The sequence below is a fragment of the Rathayibacter sp. AY1A7 genome (assembly GCF_002930845.1).
Classification (GTDB): Bacteria; Actinomycetota; Actinomycetes; order Actinomycetales; family Microbacteriaceae; genus Rathayibacter.
Genome location: NZ_PSTL01000044.1, coordinates 1 through 5,117, shown reverse-complemented (window position 1 = coordinate 5,117; position 5,117 = coordinate 1). Strand labels below are relative to the sequence as shown.

The following is a 5,117-nucleotide window of genomic DNA, read 5'->3' as shown; positions in this document are numbered from 1 at the left end:
GCGGCGAGCGGGCCGGGGGGGGCGTGCTGGTGCGGGAGGCTGGGGGGCGCGGGGGAGGGGGTGGGGGCGGCGCTCATTGCGGACTCCTTCGGCAGCGGTCCGACCATCCTAGAGCCCCGGTGGAGCGCTCTCTCGCCCCGAGACGCGGGACATCGCGCCCCGGATGACCGCAAGGCGCCGCCTCCCCGTCCGGACACCGCGGCGAGGGCGGTGTCCGGACGGCGGAGGCGGCGCCTCGGAGGGGAGGAGCGGAGCTCAGGATGCGGTCCGTCGGCGCTTCCCGATCAGGCCCGGTGGGCGCCGTGCCCGTCGCGCGGAGGAGCGGTGCGGATCGAGTCCGTCGGGACGTCCGGCTCGATGCTGCCCGCGGCCAGGTCGGCCCCGGCGCGCGCGGCCAGCTGCGGGTCCGTGCGGCGCAGCTCCTCCGCGCTGTCCTCGGCCGCGAGGTCGTGCGCCTCCTGCATGGCCGACTTCGCTCGCAGCGGCGGGGTCTTGAGGAACCACGAGAGGACGAAGGCCAGCAGGACCACGCCCAGCGCGACCTGGAACACGGTCACGGTCGCGTCGTTGAACCCGGTCAGGAACGGGGCCGACAGGGCGCGGTCCGCGGTGTTCAGGAACGACGTGTCCCCGTCGAGCGCGGAGCCGATCGCCGCGGTGTCCTGCGACTGCAGCAGCTTCAGGATCCCGGCGTTGGCCGGGTCCGCGGCGACGGCCGGATCGGTGACGGCCCGCTGCAGATCCGCCGCGAGCGCCGGGTTCTTGAAGGCCGCGGCGATGGTGTCGGGGATGCGGCTGAAGAGCACCGAGAAGATCACGGCGGTGCCCAGGGTGCCGCCGATCTGGCGGAAGAACGTGGAGGCGCTGGTAGCGACTCCCATGTTCGCCACGTCGACCGAGTTCTGCGAGGCCAGGGTGAGGGTCTGCATCATCTGCCCGAGCCCGAGGCCCAGCATCAGCATCCCGCCCATCATGAAGACCACCGGCTTGTCGATCGTCACGAAGGTGAAGTAGAAGAACGCGGCCGACATCAGGAAGGTGCCGACGATCGGGAAGGCGCGGTAGCGGCCCGTGCGCGAGATGATCTGACCCGAGACGATCGAGGCGATCATCAGGCCGAGGATCATCGGCAGCATCAGGAAGCCGGACTCGGTCGGCGTGGCGCCGTTCACCAGCTGCAGGTACAGCGGGATCGCCATCATGCCGCCGAACATGCCGAAGCCGACGAGGACGCCCAGCACGGTCGCCATCGAGAAGGTCGGCGAGCGGAAGAGCTTGAGGGGGATGAGCGCGTCGTCGCCCATCATCCGCTCGGCCGCGATGAAGCCGATGACGCCCAGCGCGCCGACGATGTAGCAGACCCACGCGATAGGCGAGCCCCAGCCCCACTCGCGGCCCTGCTCGGCGATCAGCAGCAGCGGTCCCGCGGCGATGACGACGAGGGAGGCGCCCCACCAGTCGATCCGCACCGAGCGCTTGCCGGCGGGCTTGGGCAGGTGGAGGAACCGCACGACGATGAAGAGCGCGACGGCGCCGATCGGGAGGTTGATCAGGAAGACCCAGCGCCAGCCGGTGATGAAGAGGATCTCGGGGGTGCCGGCGAGCAGACCGCCGATGAGCGGTCCGACGACGCTGGAGATCCCGAAGACGGCCAGGAAGTAGCCCTGGTACTTGGCGCGCTCGCGCGGGGGCAGGATGTCGCCCATCACCGTGAGCGCGAGCGACATGAGTCCGCCGGCGCCGAGGCCCTGCACGGCGCGGAAGCCCGCGAGGCCGAGCATCGAGGTCGAGAAGCCGGCGAGCGTCGAGCCGATCAGGAACAGCACGATCGCGATCAGGTAGAGCGGGCGGCGTCCGAAGATGTCGGAGAGCTTGCCGTAGATCGGCGTCGCGATCGTCGAGACGATCAGGTAGGCGGTGGTCACCCACGCCTGCTGCGAGAGGCCGTCGAGGTCGTCCGCGATGGTGCGCATCGAGGTGCCGACGATGGTCTGGTCGAGCGAGGAGAGGAACATCCCCGCCATCAGGCCGAAGATGACGAACAGGATCTGCCGGTGCGACATCACGGCGCCGGACGGCGTCGAGGTCGGAGCGGATGGAGCGGAGGCGGAGTCGGCCACGGTGGTCCCCTTGTCTGGCGGACGCGTCCAGGCACGGCGATCCGCCGCAAACGTTGCGTGCTGCGCAAAGTTACACCGCGTGCGGAGAGCGCGACAGAGCGTCCGGCGAGCCTGAACGGGATCTCAGGGCCGCCGTGCCGGGGCCGTGCATCAGGCCGGAGCGGGGACCGCCTCGTCCGCCCAGCCTGCCTCACGGAGCGCTGCGCGGGCCTCGGCTCGGGCCGAGTACGGCGTGCGCACGCCGAGGATGTCGCGGTAGTTCTGGTGCCCGGGGCCGGCCCAGAGGATGGCGTCGCCCTCGTGCGCCACGGACACGGCGACGCGGATGGCGCGCTTGGGGTCGTCGACCTCGTGGATCTCGGCGTCCGGACGGGCGGCGCGGGCGGCCTCGACGAGGGTGCGCCGGATCGAGGCCGGGTCCTCGAAGCGCGGGTGGTGGTCGGTGACGACCAGCACGTCGCTGCCCAGGACGGCGGCTTCGGCCATCGCCGGGCGCTTGAGCGCGTCCCGGTCGCCGTCGGCTCCGAACACCATGATCACGCGGCCGGGCGTGACCTCGCGGACGGCCTCCAGGGTGCGGGCGAAGGCGTCGGCGCTGTGGCCGAAGTCGACGTACACCGTGGGGCCGCGGTCGCCGGAGACGCGCTCGGTGCGACCGGGAAGGGAGGCGTCCACTCCGCCGTCGCGGTGCAGCGCGGCGCGGATCTCGCCGATCGGCCGACCGGACTCGATCAGCATCACGATCGCCAGTCCGGCGTTGGCGGCCATGTGGGTGCCGATGATCGGCACGGAGGTCGTGATGGCACGGCCCTCGCGGTTGCCGATCCGGAAGCGGGTGCGGCCGAACTCCTGCTCGAGCACCGTCACGGTCCAGTCGGCGTCGACGCCCGGGAGGGAGGTGATCGTGGTGACCGGCACGCCGGCGACCTCGACGAGGCGCGCGCCCGCGGGGGAGTCGAGCGAGACGACGGCCCGGCGCGCGCGATCGGGCTGGAACAGCTGGGCCTTCTCGCCGAAGTAGGTGTCCATGTCGCCGTAGTCGTCGAGGTGGTCGTGGCTGAGGTTCGTGAAGCCGGCGACGTCGAAGACCACGCCGTCGACGCGGTGGCGGGTGAGCGCCTGGGCGCTGACCTCGATCGCGGCCGCGCCGACGCCCTCCTCCTCCATGCGGGCGACGAGCGCGTGCAGCTCCGTCGCCTCCGGGGTGGTCAGGCCGCTGGTCACCGAGGTGTCGCCGATGTGACGCTCAGCGGTCGAGCTGAGGCCGGGCACGACGCCGAGCTGGCGGAGGATCCCCTCGAGCATGTGGACGGTCGACGTCTTGCCGTTGGTGCCGGTCACGCCGAGCAGCACGGGGGAGCGCTCGGCCGTCCCGTAGACGGCGGCGGCGACGGCGCCCAGGCGGGAGCGGGGGTCGTCGACCACGAGGACGGGCAGACCGGTCGCGCGCGCGGCGTCGGCGCCCGCGGTGTCGGTCAGCACGGCGGAGGCGCCGCGGGCCACGGCCTGCTCGACGAACTCGGCCCCGTGGCGGTTGACCCCGGGCAGGGCGACGAAGAGGTCGCCGGGCTCGACGTCGGAGGCGATCAGCGTCACTCCGCTGATCTCGGCCGTCAGGCCGCCCTCGTCGCCGATCTCGAGCGTCCGAGCGAGGGCGGCGAGAGGGACGGAGGGTGCGGTGAGGGGTCGGAGCATGGGGTCCTTCCATCGACGGCTCCGTGGGGGGCCGTGCGGCCGAGGGGGCGGTCGCACGCGGAGTCGTGGCTGTCACTCAAGCAAGGGGGTCTGCTTATGTGAATCCTTAGAGGATATGCGCGACCCGCGTGGAGGGGCACGGGTGGACAGAACCGATCGCCGGTGCTTCAGCAGATGCGCAGGAACGGGTCTGTCTAGGCTCGGAGGATGACGTCGAACGAGAACGAGCCGACCGATGGGCGCCCCGTCCGCCGCCGAGCCCTGGTCATCGGGGGTGTGGCCGCCGCGGCGGGCCTGACCGCGCTGGGGGTCGGAGCCGCCATCGGGAACGGAGCGCCGGCGCCCTCGCCGACCCCCTCGACGGCGCCGCCCGCTCCGTCGCCCTCCGCGGCCGCGACCACCTCGACGCCCACGGCGGTGCCGACCGCCACTCCCACTCCCACCGCCTCCGGGATCGACCTCACCGCGCAGTCCGTCGACGACCCGGCGAGCACCTGGGTCGTCGTCAACAAGCTGCGGACGCTCGCGCCGGTCGACTACGTCCCCGCCGACCTGACCTTCCCCGACGTGCCCTACGTCAACCGGCAGCCGATGCGCCAGGCGACCGCGGACGCCCTCGTCCCGCTCTTCGCCGCCGCCCGCTCCGAGGCCGGCCTCTCGCTGGCGGTGCAGAGCGCCTACCGCTCCTACGACACCCAGGTCAGCGTCTACGCGGGCTGGGTGTCCTCGCGCGGGCAGGCGGGAGCGGATGCGACGAGTGCGCGCCCGGGGCACAGCGAGCACCAGACCGGGTGGGCGGTCGACGTGGTGGGAGCGTCGGGCGCGTGCGCGCTCGAGATCTGCTGGGGCGACACTCCGGAGGGGCAGTGGGTCGGCGCCAACGCCCATCGCTTCGGCTTCCTCGTGCGCTACAAGCCCGACACCACTCCGATCACGGGGTACGAGTCGGAGCCGTACCACCTGCGGTACGTCGGGACCCAGCTCTCCGGGTACCTGCACGACTCCGGCATCGAGACGCTCGAGCGCGCCTTCGGCCTTCCGGATGCGCCCGATTACGCACCCGGGACGTCTTCCTAGGCGGTCTAGCGATCACAGGCGGACACGATCGGGCGTGACACGCGCCGCTCGTTACCGTACTGTTATTCGGAGCGCTTTCGGAGGCCCGTCTTACCGGTCTCCCACCCCCGCCTGGTGACATAGCCGCTTCCCCTGCTCCCGAGCCCGGTCCCCCGCCGAGCCGCCGACCCGTGAGACCTCTCTGTGCCCCCTCGCTCCACTCGCTCCACCCTGCCCGCCGACCAC

The 5,117-nt window shown here is 72.2% G+C and carries 3 protein-coding genes; 1 reads left to right on the top strand and 2 read right to left on the bottom strand.

The window, feature by feature from the left end:
• Positions 1-284: 284 nt before the first annotated feature.
• Both C5B95_RS16950 and C5B95_RS16945 read right to left on the bottom strand, forming a co-directional pair.
• Positions 285-2,063 carry an MDR family MFS transporter gene (locus tag C5B95_RS16950; RefSeq protein WP_104349697.1) on the bottom strand — a complete coding sequence of 593 codons (1,779 nt, stop codon included), beginning with the start codon at positions 2,061-2,063 and terminating at the stop codon, positions 285-287.
• A 207-nt stretch (positions 2,064-2,270) separates the two neighbouring features.
• On the bottom strand, positions 2,271-3,815 hold the full coding sequence (locus C5B95_RS16945; RefSeq protein ID WP_104349696.1) for a Mur ligase family protein: 1,545 nt from the start codon (positions 3,813-3,815) through the stop codon (positions 2,271-2,273).
• Positions 3,816-4,022: 207 nt separating this feature from the next.
• Here C5B95_RS16945 and C5B95_RS16940 point away from each other — a divergent pair, with 207 nt between their 5' ends.
• Positions 4,023-4,892 carry a D-alanyl-D-alanine carboxypeptidase family protein gene (locus C5B95_RS16940; protein WP_104349695.1) on the top strand — a complete coding sequence of 290 codons (870 nt, stop codon included), beginning with the start codon at positions 4,023-4,025 and terminating at the stop codon, positions 4,890-4,892.
• The last annotated feature ends 225 nt before the right edge of the window (positions 4,893-5,117 follow it).